At 65.2% G+C, this 13,248-nt stretch carries 11 protein-coding genes; 7 read left to right on the top strand and 4 right to left on the bottom strand.

Going from position 1 to position 13,248, the window contains the following annotated elements; translation table 11 throughout:
- Positions 1–147 precede the first annotated feature (147 nt).
- Both cysN and cysD read right to left on the bottom strand, forming a co-directional pair.
- On the bottom strand, positions 148–2,055 hold the full coding sequence (gene cysN, locus IOC69_RS09975) for a sulfate adenylyltransferase subunit CysN (protein WP_290543397.1): 1,908 nt from the start codon (positions 2,053–2,055) through the stop codon (positions 148–150).
- The gene (gene cysD, locus IOC69_RS09970) at positions 2,055–3,008 is read right to left on the bottom strand and encodes a sulfate adenylyltransferase subunit CysD (protein WP_290543399.1); all 954 of its coding nucleotides are present in this window, start codon (positions 3,006–3,008) and stop codon (positions 2,055–2,057) included. The genes cysN and cysD overlap by 1 nt, the downstream gene beginning before the upstream one ends.
- A 361-nt stretch (positions 3,009–3,369) precedes the next feature.
- On the opposite strand from cysD, the gene IOC69_RS09965 reads away from it, so the two are divergent.
- From IOC69_RS09965 to glnT, 3 genes are all read left to right on the top strand, one after another.
- Entirely contained in the window at positions 3,370–4,023 is a 654-nt protein-coding gene (locus IOC69_RS09965) for an XRE family transcriptional regulator (RefSeq protein WP_366935509.1), read from the top strand.
- A 1-nt stretch (position 4,024) separates the two neighbouring features.
- Positions 4,025–5,005: a ribonuclease gene (locus tag IOC69_RS09960; RefSeq protein WP_290543396.1), complete on the top strand. Its 981-nt coding sequence runs from the start codon at positions 4,025–4,027 to the stop codon at positions 5,003–5,005.
- Between the two features lie 194 nt (positions 5,006–5,199).
- Positions 5,200–6,504 (top strand): type III glutamate--ammonia ligase, encoded by a 1,305-nt coding sequence (glnT, locus tag IOC69_RS09955; protein ID WP_290543395.1) that lies wholly within the window; start codon positions 5,200–5,202, stop codon positions 6,502–6,504.
- Between the two features lie 195 nt (positions 6,505–6,699).
- Here glnT and IOC69_RS09950 read toward each other — a convergent pair whose 3' ends face one another.
- Positions 6,700–7,644, bottom strand: a complete 945-nt coding sequence (locus IOC69_RS09950; protein WP_290543394.1) for a GlxA family transcriptional regulator — start codon at positions 7,642–7,644, stop codon at positions 6,700–6,702.
- Between the two features lie 90 nt (positions 7,645–7,734).
- On the opposite strand from IOC69_RS09950, the gene IOC69_RS09945 reads away from it, so the two are divergent.
- From IOC69_RS09945 to IOC69_RS09930, 4 genes are read left to right on the top strand one after another with little or no spacing between them, the layout of a single operon-like run.
- Positions 7,735–8,985, top strand: coding sequence for a sarcosine oxidase subunit beta family protein (locus IOC69_RS09945; protein WP_290543393.1), 1,251 nt, complete (start codon positions 7,735–7,737; stop codon positions 8,983–8,985).
- 12 nt (positions 8,986–8,997) lie between these two features.
- Positions 8,998–9,282: a sarcosine oxidase subunit delta gene (locus IOC69_RS09940; RefSeq protein WP_290543392.1), complete on the top strand. Its 285-nt coding sequence runs from the start codon at positions 8,998–9,000 to the stop codon at positions 9,280–9,282.
- Positions 9,279–12,197 (top strand): sarcosine oxidase subunit alpha family protein, encoded by a 2,919-nt coding sequence (locus IOC69_RS09935; RefSeq protein WP_290543391.1) that lies wholly within the window; start codon positions 9,279–9,281, stop codon positions 12,195–12,197. Before IOC69_RS09940 ends, IOC69_RS09935 begins: the two co-directional genes overlap by 4 nt.
- The gene (locus tag IOC69_RS09930; protein ID WP_290543390.1) at positions 12,190–12,759 is read left to right on the top strand and encodes a sarcosine oxidase subunit gamma; all 570 of its coding nucleotides are present in this window, start codon (positions 12,190–12,192) and stop codon (positions 12,757–12,759) included. The genes IOC69_RS09935 and IOC69_RS09930 overlap by 8 nt, the downstream gene beginning before the upstream one ends.
- Before the next feature lie 64 nt (positions 12,760–12,823).
- On the opposite strand, the gene IOC69_RS09925 is transcribed toward IOC69_RS09930, so the two are convergent.
- On the bottom strand, positions 12,824–12,991 hold the full coding sequence (locus IOC69_RS09925) for a hypothetical protein (protein ID WP_290543389.1): 168 nt from the start codon (positions 12,989–12,991) through the stop codon (positions 12,824–12,826).
- Positions 12,992–13,248: the final 257 nt, after the last annotated feature.

The following is a 13,248-nucleotide window of genomic DNA, read 5'->3' as shown; positions in this document are numbered from 1 at the left end:
TCCCACTCCAGCAACGCGCCCGACCACTCCGCGACCATTGTCGTCCTCCCGCCAAAAGCGGCAGGAATCACAAATCTATCGCAGACGCAACTGTAGTATTAAAGCATTTTCGACGGTCAACCGGTGTCCGCTTGACCGGAAAATGCTTTAATCTTTGCTGAGCCGCCCCTTGTCCTTCAGATACCGCACGATCAGGTCGGCGGCACCCTCCGCCGTCACCCTGGCGGTGTCGACGCGGATCTCGGGCTTCTCCGGCGCTTCATAGGGCGAGGAGATGCCGGTGAAGTGCTTGATCTCGCCGCGGCGGGCCTTGGCGTAAAGGCCTTTCACGTCGCGCTTCTCGGCTTCGGCGAGCGCGGTGTCGACGAAGATCTCGATGAACTCGCCGTCTTCCAGCAGTTCGCGCGCCATCAGGCGCTCGGAGCGGAAGGGCGAGATGAAGGAGACGAGCACGATGAGGCCCGCATCCACCATCAGCTTCGCCACCTCGCCCACGCGGCGGATGTTCTCCACGCGGCCGGCGTCGGAGAAGCCGAGGTCGCGGTTGAGGCCGTGGCGCACATTGTCGCCGTCGAGCAGGTAAGTCATGTGGCCCGCGGCGTGGAGCTGCTTCTCGACCAGGTTCGCGATGGTGGACTTGCCCGCGCCCGAGAGCCCCGTGAACCACAACACGGCGGGCTTCTGCCCGGTAAGCGAGGCGCGCGCCTGCTTGGTCACGTCCACCGCCTGCCAGTGGATGTTCGCCGCGCGCCGGAGCGCGAAGCGGATGAGGCCCATGCCCACCGTGTTGTTGGAGAAGCGGTCGATGACGATGAAGGAACCGAGGTGGCGGTTTTCGACATAGGGAGTAAAGGCAATCTGGCTGTCGAGCTCGAGATTGCACACGCCGATCTCGTTCAGGGCCAGCGTCTTCGCCGCCACATGCTCCATGGTGTTGACATTGACCTTGTATTTCAGCTCCTCCAGCGTGCCTGGCACGGTCCTGGTGGAGGACTTGAAGAGATAGGGGCGGCCCGGCAGCATCGGCTCGTCGCTCATCCAGAGAATCTCGGCCTCGAACTGGTCGGAGACCTCGACAGGATCGTCCGCCGCGCAGATCACATCGCCGCGGCTGATGTCGATCTCGTCCTTCAGGGTGATGGTCAGCGACTGGCCGGCCACGCCCTCGTCGAGGTCGCCGTCATAGGTGACGATCCGCTCGACGCCCGACGTGCGGGCCGATGGCAGAACCTTGATGGGGTCGCCCGGCTTCACCGTGCCCGAAACGATGGTGCCGGAGAAGCCGCGGAAATTCTGGTTCGGGCGGTTCACCCACTGCACCGGCAGCCGGAAGGGCTTCTCCGCCAGGCCGTCGCCCACCGGCACGGTTTCAAGATGCGCCATCAGCGTGGGGCCGTGGTACCACGGCATGTTGGCGGAGCGGGCGATCATGTTGTCGCCCAGGAGCGCCGATACGGGGATCGCCGTGATCTTGTCCGCGCCGACCGATTTGGCGAAGGCGCGATAGTCCTCCTCGATGCGCTCGAACACCCGCTGGTCGAAATCCACCAGGTCCATCTTGTTGACGGCGGCGACGAGATGCTTGATGCCCAGCAGCGTGCAGATAAAGGTGTGGCGGCGCGTCTGGGTGAGCACGCCTTTGCGTGCATCCATCAGGATGATGGCGAGGCTGGCGGTGGAGGCGCCCGTCGCCATGTTGCGCGTGTATTGCTCGTGCCCCGGCGTGTCGGCGACGATGAACTTGCGCTTGTCGGTGGTGAAGGCCCGGTAGGCCACGTCGATGGTGATGCCCTGTTCGCGCTCGGCCGCAAGCCCGTCGACGAGAAGCGCAAAGTCGAGGTTGCCGCCCTGCGTGCCCATCTTCTTCGAGTCGGCCTCGAGGGCCGTCAGCTGGTCCTCGAACAGCATCCTGGCCTCGTAGAGAAGCCGGCCGATGAGGGTGGACTTGCCGTCGTCGACCGAGCCGCAGGTGATGAAGCGGAGAAGATCCTTCTGTTCCTGGGCGCGAAGATAGGCCTCAACGTCGCCGCCGGTGAATTCGATGAAGCGCGTCATCAGAAATATCCTTCCTGCTTCTTCTTTTCCATGGAGGCGGAGGCATCCTTGTCGATGACCCGGCCCTGGCGTTCAGACGAGGTGGCCACCAGCATTTCCTCCACGATATCGAGGAGCGAGGTGGCGTTGGACTCGATCGCCCCCGTCAGCGGATAGCAGCCCAGCGTGCGGAAGCGGATCTTTCGCATCTGCGGCGTCTCGCCGGGATTGAGCCGCATGCGCCCGTCGTCCACCATGATCATCTGCCCGTCACGCCACACCACGGGGCGCTCGGCGGCGAAGTAGAGCGGCACGATGTCGATCGACTCGCGGTGGATATATTGCCAGATGTCGAGCTCGGTCCAGTTCGACAGCGGGAAAACGCGGATCGACTCGCCCCTGTTCTTGCGCGCGTTGTAGAGGTCCCATAATTCGGGGCGCTGGTTCTTGGGGTCCCAGCGGTGGCGCTGGTCGCGGAAGGAGAAGATGCGCTCCTTGGCGCGGGACTTTTCCTCGTCGCGGCGCGCGCCGCCGAAGGCCGCGTCGAAACCATATGTGTCGAGCGCCTGCTTGAGGCCGTCGGTCTTCATGATCTGGGTGTGAAGGGCCGAGCCGTGGTCGAAGGGGTTGACGTTCTTGGCCACGCCGTCGGGGTTCTTGTGGACGATCAGCTCCCAGCCGTATTTCTTCGCGGTCGCCGCGCGCATGGCGTACATGTCGCGGAACTTCCAGCCGGTATCGACATGCAAGAGCGGGAAGGGCGGCTTCGAGGGGTGAAAGGCCATGAGGGCGAGATGCAGCATCACGGCCGAATCCTTGCCGATGGAATAGAGCATCACCGGCTTCGCGCACTCCGCCGCCACCTCGCGGATGATGTGAATCGATTCCGCTTCGAGGCGCTCGAGATGGGTGAGCGTCCGGGCGTCGCGGTAAAGGGTCCGGGGTGCCCCCGCCGGGGCGGACTGCCGGGCGATCCAGCCCCGCACCCTGTCGATGGTGCGGGTGGACGGGGAACGGCCCCTGCGCAGGTCGAAAACGAAGTTCGGGTCGCTGAGCGCCTGCTTGCCGAGCGCGGTGGGCTCCACCCCGGCGGAAGAAAGAAAGCGCTCGATTTCCGCCAGAAAGGATTGGGCGACACTGTCCATGATAGGATATTACCTTTGAAAGCGACCAGCGGACCGGCAATTAGCCCAATTCACCGTGTTTGAATAGGATAATTTCAGTACTGTCCGCCCCGTACATGCCAGATAATAGGATTTTTCCGATTATTCTGCCGATGCGTGAGGCTTGAGGTCACGTAATGTCCGTTATAGAGTTTTCCTGGGAGGAAACGACGTGGACAAGGGTAACGGACGAAAGGCGGCGCAGCCTCCGGGCATGCCGTTCCAGGACCCGCATGGTCACGGCGAGGCGACGGGCAAGCTGCTGGAGCAGGCGATCGGCCGTGCGGTGAAGGAGTTCCGCGAGAAGCTGGGCCTCACCATTGCCGAGCTCGCCAAGGCGGCGGAGATGTCAGCCGGCATGCTCTCCAAGATCGAGAATGGCGCAACCTCGCCATCCCTCGCCTCGCTCCAGGCGCTGGGCAAGGCGCTGCAGGTTCCGGTCACCGCCTTCTTCAAGTCCTATGAGGAAATCCGCGACGCCACTTTCGTGAAGGCGGGGCAGGGCCTCACCATCGAGCGCCGCGGCACGCGCGCCGGCCATCAGTATGAGCTTCTCGGCCACAGCCCGCACGGGCCGGTGATGGTGGAGCCCTATCTCATCACGCTGACGCATGAGTCCGACGTCTTCCCCACGTTCCAGCATGCGGGCCTCGAATTCCTCTATATGCTCGAAGGCAATGTCGTGTACCGCCATGGCGAGAAGACCTATGACATGCATCCGGGCGATGCGCTGTTCTTCGATGCCGAGGCGCCGCACGGGCCGGAGGAGCTGCGGAAGCTGCCCCTCCGCTATCTGTCCGTCATCAGCTATCGCCGCGAGGATTGACTTGCACAGGCGCGCGCCCGCCGTCGCCGCTCTCGCGCTGCTGGCGGTTTTCGCCCCGGCGCGCGGCGGCGAGCCGCTGGAGGGCAGCTTCATTGCCAGCCGTTCCTGCGCGGCGCTGCTGTCGATCCGCAAGAACACAAACCCCGGCAATGTGACCACCGCGCCGGGGACGGGCTACCGGCTGCTCGCAAGAAACCGGAAGAAGCCGACGCATGTCCGCATCGAAATCCCCGGCGCCCGGCCGCCTGAGCGCTGGGTGGCTGCGGACTGTGGCAAGGCCGGGCCTGCCGCCGCAAAGCAGGCCGCACCGGCGCAGCCGGAGCCCGTCACTCCTTCCTATGTGCTGGCGCTCAGCTGGCAGCCCGCCTTCTGCGAGGCAAACCCCGGCAAGCGCGAATGCCGCCGCCAGACGGCCGCGCGCTATGACGCGAATTATCTCTCGCTGCATGGCCTCTGGCCGCAGCCGCCGGGCCTCGCATACTGCAACCTCTCTCCGGCGGTGCGTGCCGCGGGCGAGGGTGGGCGCTGGCGTGACATTCCGCCGGTCGAACTCAGCCTCTCCACCCGGGCTGACTTGGAGCACATGATGCCGGGCTCGCAGTCGATGCTGGAGCGCCATGAATGGGCCAAGCACGGCAGCTGCTACCCCGCTGACGCAGAAACCTATTTCCGCGACTCCTTCCGCCTGATGAAGGAACTCAATGCCTCGCCCGTGGCGGGCGTCTTCCAGCGTAACATCGGCCGGCGGGTGAGCGCGAATGACATCCGCGCCGCCTTCGACCAGGGCTTCGGTCCCGGCGCGGGCAACCGCGTGCGGGTGGCCTGCCGGGACGACGGCGACCGCCGTCTGATTGCCGAGCTCACCATCAGCTTGAAAGGCGATATCCAAGGCGGATCAACGCTTTCCGACCTGATGCTGGCGGCAAACCCGGTCGATCCCGGCTGCCCGGCGGGCGTCCTTGACCCGGTTGGCGCGCAATAAAGCATTTTCAGGTCAAGTGGACCCCGGTTGACCGTCGAAAATGCGACCAAACAAAGGGATAAAGCAGTGTTGCGATTCCGCCTGAACGGAACATGCGCTATGAATGCCCCTGATGACTTTCCCCGGTTTCCTGATTATGGAAGCCAGGGTCTTCAGGACAAAACCAACAAGACGACACGGGAGTGACACGGACCATGGGCGATCTCGCCGCTTACGCCAAGAAGAACGGCGTCAAATTCTTTCTCTTCAATTTCACGGACCTCTTCGGCGTGCAGCGCGCCAAGCTCGTTCCGGCGGAAGCCGCGGCCAGGATGCAGAAGGCCGGCGCGGGCTTTGCGGGCTTCGCGACCTGGCTCGACCAGACGCCCGCCCATCCCGATATTCTGGTGATGCCCGACACCGGCTCCATCATACCGCTGCCGTGGCGCCCCGAAGTGGCCTGGGTCGCGGGCGAGCCCTGGATGAACGACGAGCCGCTGGCGCAGGCGCCTCGCGTCGTGCTCCGCAAGCTCAGCGAGCACTACGCCGGGAAGAACATGAAACTCATGGCGGGCGTCGAGCCTGAATTCCACCTGATCAACGCCGATGGCTCGGCCGTCTCCGACCATCGCGACACCGCCGAGAAACCCTGTTACGACCAGTCCGCCATCATGCGCCGCCTCGACGTCATCGCCGAGATCTGCCAGACCATGACGGCGCTCGGCTGGGGCCCCTACCAGAACGACCACGAGGACGCGAACGGCCAGTTCGAGATCAACTGGAACTTCTCCGATGCGCTCACCACCGCCGACCAGCTTGCCTTCTTCAAGTTCATGGTGAAGTCCATCGCCGAGAAGCATGGCCTGCGCGCCACCTTCATGCCGAAGCCCTTCATCAACTTGACCGGCAATGGCTGCCACGTGCATCTCTCAGTGTGGACGAAGGACGGCAAGAAGAACCTGTTCGAGGACCCGAAGGGCGAGCTCGGCGTGTCGCAGCTTGGCTATCACTTCCTCGGCGGCCTGATGCACCATGCCTCCGCCATGTGCGCCATCACCAACCCCACGGTGAACAGCTACAAGCGCATCAACGCGCCGCGCACGGTTTCGGGCGCCACCTGGTCACCGTCCTCGATCACCTATGGCGGCAACAACCGCACCCACATGGTCCGCATCCCGGACTCAGGCCGCGCCGAATACCGCCTGCCGGACTGCTCCGCCAACCCCTATCTGCTGCTGGCCTCCATCCTCGCCGCCGGCATGCATGGCGTGGAAAAGCAGATGGACCCGGGCAAGCGTCTCGACATCGACATGTATGCCGAGGGCCACACCATCAAGAACGCGAGGAAGCTGCCGCTGAACCTTCTCGACGCGCTCAGGAACTTCGAGCAGGACAGCTATCTGCAGGAGATGCTGGGCAAGGAAGTGTCCCAGGGCTATCTCAAGCTCAAGCACAATGAGTGGAACAATTACTGCCGCCACCTCACGCAGTGGGAACGCGACACCACGCTCGACTGCTGATCCGTTACTCCAGCAGCGCGAGAAAAGGCCCGGTGCGAGCAATCGCGCCGGGCTTTTTGCTCGCTTCAGGGGTTCCTGTGCCTCTGTTCTTCACCTTGCCCCGGCTTGACCGGGGCATCCTCTTCGCCGGCGGCCGAAAAGGGTCGCCCGGTCGAGCCGGGCAAAGGTGAGGCGGGGCGTGCTGACGGGGCGGCGTTACCGCCGCTCCGAAGCCGGCGTCACGCCAAAGGCCTCCCGGTAAGCCCGGCTGAAGTGGCTCGCGCTTGAAAACCCGCAACCCAGCGCGATCTCGGTGATCGGCACGGCGGACTGCCGCAGCAGGTCGCGGGCGCGCTCAAGCCTGATCTGGCGGTAGTGCCCGGCATAGCTGATCCCCATCTTCTCCGCGAACAGCCGGTCGAGCTGGCGCGTCGACAGCCCGATGCGCCGCGCGGTCTCAGGGCGCGTCAGCGGTTCTCCGGGGTGGCTCTCCATCAGTTCCAGCGCCGCGCTGAGCCTGTCGTCGTGCACGCCGTAGCGCTCGGTGAGCGAGGCGCGCTGGGCCGACTGCGCAGGGCGGATGTCGGTATGCATGAACCAGTCGGAAACCTTGCGGGCGAGCTCCGGCCCATGCGCCTCGGCGATCAGCGCATGCATCATGTCGAGGGGTGCGGTGCCGCCCGCGCAGGTGAGGCGGTTCCTATCGACGATGTAGATGGAGCGCGTCAGCATGATGTTGGGAAAGCCCTCCGCCACCGCCGGCGCATGTTCCCAGTGCACCGTCATGTGATAGCCGTCCATGATCCCGGCCCGCGCCAGGATCACCGGGCCGCCGGACACCCCGCCGATCCGTATCCCGCGCCCCGCCAAAGCCCTGAGCCATTGCAGCGTCACGCGGTCCCTGAAGGCCGTGGGATTGCCGCCCGCACAAACGAAGAGGAAGTCGAGCTTCAAGGCGTCCCCCGCCTTCACCGGGCAGGGCACGGCAGCGCCACACGATGCGGTGACGATGGCGGGGCCGGGGGTGATGTGAACCCAGCGGTAGAACTCGCGCCCCGCCAGCAGGTTCGCCGCGCGCAGGGGCTCCACCACCGAGGCATAGGACATCAGCGCGAAGCCGGGGATGAGCAGCAGTCCCACGGTCTGGGGCGTCTCAGGCATGGCGCAAATCTATCAGAAAACGGCTCTGGACCGCAAGACTCCCAAACCCCTTGGGCCTACAAGGGATACTTCAAGATTCAGGATCGGCGCATGCGTTACAACGTCTTCTCGCTCATCAGGAATTCCTTCTCCGGCCACAAGAACTGGGAGCCCGCCTGGCGCGACCCGGAGCCGCGGAAGGAGTATGACATCATCATCGTCGGCGGCGGCGGCCACGGGCTGGCGACAGCTTATTACCTCGCGAAGGAACATGGCCTGAAGAACATCGCGGTGCTGGAAAAGGGCTGGCTCGGTTCCGGCAACATCGGCCGCAACACCACCATCATCCGCTCCAACTACATGCTGCCCGGCAACAACCCGTTCTATGAATGGTCGATGAAGCTGTGGGAGAACCTCGAGCAGGACTTCAACTTCAACGCCATGGTCTCGCAGCGCGGCGTCCTCAACCTCTGCCACACGGATGCGCAGCGTGACGCCTTCGCGCGGCGCGGCAATGCCATGCGGATCGACGGCGTGGACGCGGAGCTTCTCGACCGCGAGGCGGTGCGCGAGATGTATCCCTTCTTCGATTATGAGAACGCCCGCTTCCCCATCAAGGGTGGCCTCCTCCAGAAGCGCGGCGGCACGGTGCGCCATGACGCGGTGGCCTGGGGCTATGCCCGCGGCGCCGACCAGCGCGGTGTGGACATCATCCAGCACTGCGAAGTGAAGGGCATCAAGGTCGAGAACGGCAAGGTGGTTGGCGTGGACACCAACAAGGGCTTCATCACGTGCAGGAAGCTGGGCCTCGCCACGGCGGGCAATTCCTCCGAGACCGCCAGCATGGTCGGCATGCGCCTTCCCATAGAAAGCCATGTGCTGCAGGCCTTCGTTTCGGAGGGCCTCAAGCCCTATATCGACGGCGTGGTGACCTTCGGCGCGGGCCACTTCTATGTCTCGCAGTCGGACAAGGGCGGCCTCGTCTTCGGCGGCGACATCGATGGCTATAACTCCTACGCACGCCGCGGCAATCTGCCGATGGTGGAGCATGTGATCGAGGCCGGCGTGGCGATGATCCCGTCGCTCGCCCGGGTGCGCGTGCTGCGCTCCTGGGGCGGCATCATGGACATGTCGATGGACGGTTCGCCCATCATCGACAAGACCCATATCCAGGGCCTCTATCTCAATGCCGGCTGGTGCTATGGCGGCTTCAAGGCCACGCCCGCCTCGGGCTGGTGCTTCGCCTACACCATCGCCAGGGACGAACCCCACAAGCTGAACGCCGCCTATCGTCTCGACCGGTTCAGGACCGGACACATGATCGACGAAAAGGGCCAGGGCGCCACACCGAACCTGCACTGACGGATCACTGCCATGCTCATCCCATGCCCCCATTGCGGAACGCGCCCCGTGGAGGAATTCACCTTCCTCGGCGACGCAGCACCCACCCGCCCCACCACCAGCGATCCTTCCTCCATGGAGGCCTGGTATGAATATGTCTACCTGCGCAACAACCCGCGCGGCCCCATCGATGAATATGCGCACCACTCCGGCGGCTGCCGCGCCTGGCTCGTGGTCCAGCGCAACACCGAAACCCATGAGGTCTTCGGCGCCGTGACGGCGCGTGATTTCTCCAAGGCGAAGGACGCGAAGGCATGACATCCTATCGTCTCGGCAAGGGCGGGCTGGTCGACCGCTCGACCGCTCTGCGCTTCACCTTCGATGGGGCCCCTCACACCGGCCTCGAAGGCGACACGCTGGCCTCGGCGCTGCTGGCCAATGGCGTCACGCTGATGGGCCGGTCCTTCAAGTACCACCGTCCGCGTGGGCCCATCACGGCGGGTGCGGCGGAACCCAATGCGTTGGTCGAACTGCGCGAGGGCGCCCGCAAGGAAGCCAATACGCGGGCCACCATGATCGAGCTCCATGACGGCCTCGTCGCCAGGAGCCAGAACAACTGGCCGTCGCTGAACTTTGACATCGGCGCCATCAACTCGCTGGCGTCCTCCATGCTCGTCGCGGGCTTCTACTACAAAACCTTCATGTGGCCGAAGAGCTTCTGGGAAAAGATCTACGAGCCCATCATCCGCCGCGCCGCGGGCCTCGGGGCCGCGTCGAAGCTGCCGGACCCCGACAAGTACGAGAAGTCCTACGCGCATTGCGGCGTGCTGGTGATCGGCTCGGGTCCTGCCGGCCTGATGGCCGCGCTCGCCGCCGCCCGCCAGGGCAAGCGCGTGATCCTTGCCGATGAAGGCTCCCGCCTCGGCGGTTCGCTGCTGAACGAGCAGGAAGAGATCGCGGGCCAGTCCGGCCTCGACTGGTCGCGGAGCATCATCGCCGAGCTGGCCTCCATGCCCAATGTCACGCTGATGCCGCGCACCACCATCATCGGCTGGTTCGACGGCAACATCTTCGGCGCGGTGGAGCGGGTGAGCGACCATCTCCGCGTGCCCGATCCTTACGAGCCCCGCCAGCGCTACTGGAAGATTCACGCCGGGCGCGCCGTGCTCGCGGCGGGCGCGGAAGAACGCCCCGTGGCCTTCGGCGGCAATGACGTGCCGGGCGTCATGCAGGCCTCGGCGATGCGCTGCTACGTCAACCGCTATGCGGTGGCGGCGGGCCGTTCCGTCGCCGTCTTCGGCGGCAATGACTCGATCTACCGCACGGCGCGCGACCTGAAGTCCCACGGCATCCATGTCGAGGCCATCGTGGACAGCCGCGAGGACTCCCGGGGCGATCCCGGCGGCGTGCCCGTGATCCGCGGCGCGCTGGTGGCCGATGCGGTGGGCGGCAAGGCGGTGAAGTCGGTGCACCTCACCGATGGCACGCACATCAACTGCGAGGCCGTCGCCATGTCCGGCGGCTTCAGCCCCATCGTCAACCTCGCCTGCCAGCGCGGCAAGAAGCCGGTGTGGGATGCGAAGCTCCTCGCCTTCCTGCCTCCTGACAATGGCGAGGCCTTCACCACCGCCGGCGCCGCCGCGGGCAGGATGCTGCTGTCCGAATGCCTCGCCGATGGCGCGGCCAAGGGCGCGGCCGGCGGCAAGCCCATCGACGTGCCGAAGTGCCGCGACGAGGCCTTCGCCATAGCCCCCTTGTGGTGGGTGAAGGAGAGCCACGGCAAAGCCTTCATCGACTACCAGAACGACGCCACCGCCAGGGACCTGCCCCTCGCCGCGCGCGAGGGCTATTCCGATGTCGAGCTCGCCAAGCGCTACACCACCACCGGCATGGCCACCGATCAGGGCAAGCTCGGCAACATCAACGCCATCGCCATCCTGGCGGAGGCGACGGGCCGCACCATGGACGAGGTGGGCACCACCACCTTCCGTCCCTTCTACACGCCCGTCTCCTTCGGCGCCTTCGCCGGCCCCTTCACCGGCCACCATTTCCAGCCCGTCCGCAAGACGCCGCTGCATGACTGGGCGGAGGAGCAGGGCGCTGTCTTTGTCGAAACCGGCTTGTGGATGCGCTCCTCGTGGTTCCCGCGCGAAGGAGAGGACTGGCTCGCCGCGGCGGCGCGCGAGGTGCTCACCACCCGCGGTGCGGCCGGCATCTGCGATGTCTCCACGCTCGGCAAGATCGATGTGCAGGGCAAGGACGCCGGCCAATTCCTCGACAAGCTCTACTGCAACACCTTCTCCACCCTTGCTGTGGGCAAGGCGCGCTACGGCCTCATGCTGCGCGAGGACGGCATCGTTTATGATGACGGCACCACCTCGCGCCTGGCGGAAGACCACTATGTGATGACCACCACCACGGCCAATGCCGCCAAGGTGATGGCGCAGATGGAATTCGCCCACCAGGCGCTGTTCCCCGATCTCGACGTCACCTGTGTCTCGGTCACCGAGCAGTGGGCGCAGATGGCGGTGGCGGGGCCGAAGTCGCGCGCCACGCTGCAGAAGCTGATCGACGATCTCGTGATGACGGACGAGACTGTGCCTTATATGGCCGCCCTCGAGGTCACCATCATGCACGGAATCCCTGCACGCCTGTTCCGCCTCTCCTTCTCGGGCGAACATGCCTATGAGCTGGCGGTGCCGGCGGATTATGGCTCCATGGTCGCGCGGGCGGTCTGCCAGGCGGGCGAGGAGTTCGGCATCACGCCTTACGGAGTCGAAGCCCTCTCCATCATGCGCATCGAGAAGGGCCACGTGGCGGGTGGCGAATTGAACGGCACCACGACCGCGGGCGACTTGGGGCTGGGCAAGATGGTGTCCGCCAGGAAGGACTTCATCGGCCGCATGATGGCGCAGCGCGAAGGCCTCACCGATCCCAACCGCCAGCAGGTCACCGGCATCCGCCCGGTCGATCCGTCGCACCGCATCCGTGCGGGCGCGCATCTGCTGAAGCAGGGTGACAAGCCCTCCATGGCAAACGATCAAGGCTACATCACCGGCGTTGCCTGGTCGCCCATGCTGAACATGTGGGTGGGCCTCGCCCTGCTTGCCAATGGCCGCGCGCGCCATGGCGAGATCGTGCAGGCCTGGGATGGCTTGCGCGGTCACAGCGTGCTGGCCCAGATCTGCGACCCCGTGCATTTCGACAAGGAGAACAGGAGACTCCATGCCTGAGACAGCGCATATGACCGAACGCACATTCAGCCGCGTCTCCCCCCTGCAGGACGTTGCCGTGCAGGGCCGCTTCGGCGCGGACAAGGGCGTGCCGGGCGTCACCTTCAGCGTCCGCCATCCCATGTCGGTCGTCACGGTGATCGCGCGGGCCGGGCAGGCGCAAGCGGCCGCCGCGGCCCTCAAGGCTTACGAAGCGCAATGGGCCGGGCCCGGCCAGTGGTTCGTGCTGGCCGGGAACCGCGGCGAGGGCGCGCTTTACCGCGAACTCAGGGCCAATCTCGCTGGCCTCGCCTCGGTGTCGGACCAGAGCCACGGACGCGTCATCATCCGCCTTGCCGGTCCCAGGGTCCGCGCCGTGCTGGCCAAGGGAACGCCCGTGGACCTTCATCCGGATGCCTTCCCGGTCGGCAGATCGGCTTTGACGCAGATGGCCCACGTCGGCGTGCACCTCACGCGGGTGGGTGCTGACAGCTACGACGTCTCGGTGTTCCGCGGCTTCTCGGAAAGCTTCTGGGAGTGGATCACCGAACAGGCGGAAGAGTTCGGCTATCAGGTGATTTGAATATTCACTGCTGAATGCTCGTCATGTCCGGGTTTGACCCGGCCATCCTTTTTGCCGCCACCGCTCATCCCCATGGACCGTCATCCCGGCGAAGGCCGATGAGGGGTTTGCCGAACCAATGCGCCAGCGCCGCCTCCGGCTCCGCGCCGAACCCGGCGGGCAGCCCCGGCAGCCGCATGAGCGAGGCCGCGCGCTGCAGCGCGGTCCGGCCGTCATGTCTTGTGGCGTGCACGTGTCCTCAAATTGCAACAATCTTCGTCCAAATTCGGCTAGAGCGGCGGGCGGTCATATAGAATCGCGATCATTCTCCCTCCCCCTTGTGGGGAGGGATTAAGGGTGGGGGTCCCCGGGCTCAGGTCTTGTAGAATTGGACTCGTGGGCCCCCCACCCCTACCCCTCCCCACGAGGGGGAGGGAAATCCTAGTGGAGTCAATTGACCGCACGCCGCTTTAAAGGATTTTCAGGTCAAGTGGACACCGGCTGACCGTC

It is taken from the genome of Aestuariivirga sp. (assembly GCF_020252405.1).
In the GTDB taxonomy this organism is placed as follows: Bacteria; Pseudomonadota; Alphaproteobacteria; order Rhizobiales; family Aestuariivirgaceae; genus Aestuariivirga.
Note: the sequence above shows the minus strand (reverse complement) of the source record. Positions and strands in the feature narration are given on the sequence as shown.

Coding starts and splice junctions, on each gene's coding strand:
- cysN (WP_290543397.1), bottom strand. CDS start 2,055: ATGACGCGCTTCATCGAATTCACCGGCGGCGACGTTGAGGCCTATCTT.
- glnT (WP_290543395.1), top strand. CDS start 5,200: ATGGGCGATCTCGCCGCTTACGCCAAGAAGAACGGCGTCAAATTCTTT.
- IOC69_RS09950 (WP_290543394.1), bottom strand. CDS start 7,644: ATGCCTGAGACGCCCCAGACCGTGGGACTGCTGCTCATCCCCGGCTTC.
- IOC69_RS09945 (WP_290543393.1), top strand. CDS start 7,735: ATGCGTTACAACGTCTTCTCGCTCATCAGGAATTCCTTCTCCGGCCAC.
- IOC69_RS09940 (WP_290543392.1), top strand. CDS start 8,998: ATGCTCATCCCATGCCCCCATTGCGGAACGCGCCCCGTGGAGGAATTC.
- IOC69_RS09935 (WP_290543391.1), top strand. CDS start 9,279: ATGACATCCTATCGTCTCGGCAAGGGCGGGCTGGTCGACCGCTCGACC.
- IOC69_RS09930 (WP_290543390.1), top strand. CDS start 12,190: ATGCCTGAGACAGCGCATATGACCGAACGCACATTCAGCCGCGTCTCC.